This is a genomic window from Desmonostoc vinosum, from assembly GCF_059505385.1.
Genome location: NZ_JCACKM010000225.1, coordinates 6698 through 8554, shown reverse-complemented (window position 1 = coordinate 8554; position 1857 = coordinate 6698). Strand labels below are relative to the sequence as shown.

General features: G+C 40.5%; 1 protein-coding gene and 1 pseudogene. Both read left to right on the top strand.

Features of this window, described 5'->3' with window-relative positions:
• Positions 1-612 (top strand): annotated as a pseudogene (locus AC5JMF_RS26005) (polyketide synthase); the annotation flags it as partial.
• 123 nt (positions 613-735) lie between these two features.
• Positions 736-1857: SDR family NAD(P)-dependent oxidoreductase (locus AC5JMF_RS26000; RefSeq protein WP_495798597.1), on the top strand; the 1122-nt coding region annotated here is incomplete at its 3' end.

Below are 1857 nucleotides of genomic sequence, written 5' to 3'. Positions count from 1 at the left end.
GATGGTTCTCTGACCACCTCAAAATTGGCTCATTCCCTGATTGCCCAAGATTGGAAAGTAGTAGTCATGAGTTTCCCGCAATCGTTAGTTTCTGAACAATCACCCTTACCTACAGGCGTGACGCGCGTCACCCTAGCCAACATGAGCGAAGAACATCTGCAACAACAACTGCAAGCGATCGCCACTCATTGCGGTACAATTGGGGGATTGATCCATCTACATCCAGTATTTACAGGTAGTTACCATCAAGAAATAGAAAAGGCGATCGTTAAACATGTGTTTTTGATGGCAAAACATCTCAAACAATCGCTCAATGAAGCCGCAAATAAAGGACGTGCTTGTTTCTGCACAGTTGCTCATCTCGATGGTGCTTTTGGGTTGGAATATAAGACCAACTTTGGCATAGTTGGTGCAGGATTATTCGGATTAACCAAGACCTTGAGATGGGAATGGCCAAAAGTATTTTCCAGAGCAATTGATTTGAGTCCCTCATTAGATGCTCAACATTCAGTACAGCATATTATTGCCGAACTACACGACCCCAACAACTACATAGCAGAAGTTGGGTATGGTTCCCTTGGCAGAGTTACCCTCATCGCTAAGGCTGGTTAAATCAGTTATCAGTTATCAGTTATTAACAAATCTGATAACTGATAACTAGAGGGTGTTTGTATTTTATCAGGGTAAGAAAATAATTTTTGGTTAATAGCTAGCGAATTTATCTAGAGATTTGATATGACACCAACAGCGCAATTGAATTCATCAGATGTATTTGTGGTGAGTGGAGGAGCGAAGGGAATAACAGCCCAATGTACGATTAAATTGGCAGAGCATCAACCATGCAAATTTATCCTTTTAGGTCGCTCTGAGTTGTTAGAAAATGAGCCAGATTTTGCGGTTGATTGTACAGAAGAATCAGCATTAAAAAAACGCATCATGGAGAATCTAATCTTCTCTGGAGAGAAACCAACACCCATGATAGTGCAAAAAATATATAACCAAATTGCATCTAGTAGGGAGATCAAAAAAACATTAGCAGCGATTGAACAAACAGGAGCAACAGCAGAATATATCAGTGTAGATGTCACACAAAAGGCAGCTTTAAAAGAGAAATTAGCGGCTGCGGTGAATCGTTTGGGCACAATTACCGGAATTATTCACGGTGCGGGAAATTTAGCAGATAAGTTAATAGAAAAGAAAACAGAGCAGGATTTTGAGAAAGTTTATACAGCAAAAGTACAGGGTTTAGAGAACTTGCTGGATTGTGTGAATCCTGAGCAATTGCAACATTTAATTTTGTTTTCTTCAGTCACAGGATTTTATGGGAATATAGGACAGACAGATTATGCTATAGCTAACGAAATTCTTAACAAATCAGCGCATATTTGGAAGCAACAATATCCGCAATCTCATGTAGTGGCGATTAATTGGGGTGGTTGGGATAGTGGCATGGTGACGCCAGAACTCAAAAAGGCATTTGCAGAGAGAGGAATTGAGATTATTCCGGTAGAAGTGGGCACACAAATGTTGGTCAATGAGTTGCATCCAGCGCATCATTCGACGACACAAGTTGTGATTGGCAATCCCATGAGTCCACCACCAGCGCCGTTGGATGCTGAATTAAAAAGTTACCGGATTCGGCGACGATTGACATTAGAAGAAAATCCCTTTTTGCTTGACCATGTAATTGCTGGTAGACCAGTATTACCGGCAACTTGTGCGATGTCGTGGATGATTAATACTTGTGAAGAGTTGTATCCTGGTTATCGCTATTTCAGTTGTAGTGATTTTCGCGTTTTGAAGGGGATTAATTTTAATGAAACTTTAGCTAGCGAGTATCTTGTAGAAATACAAGAA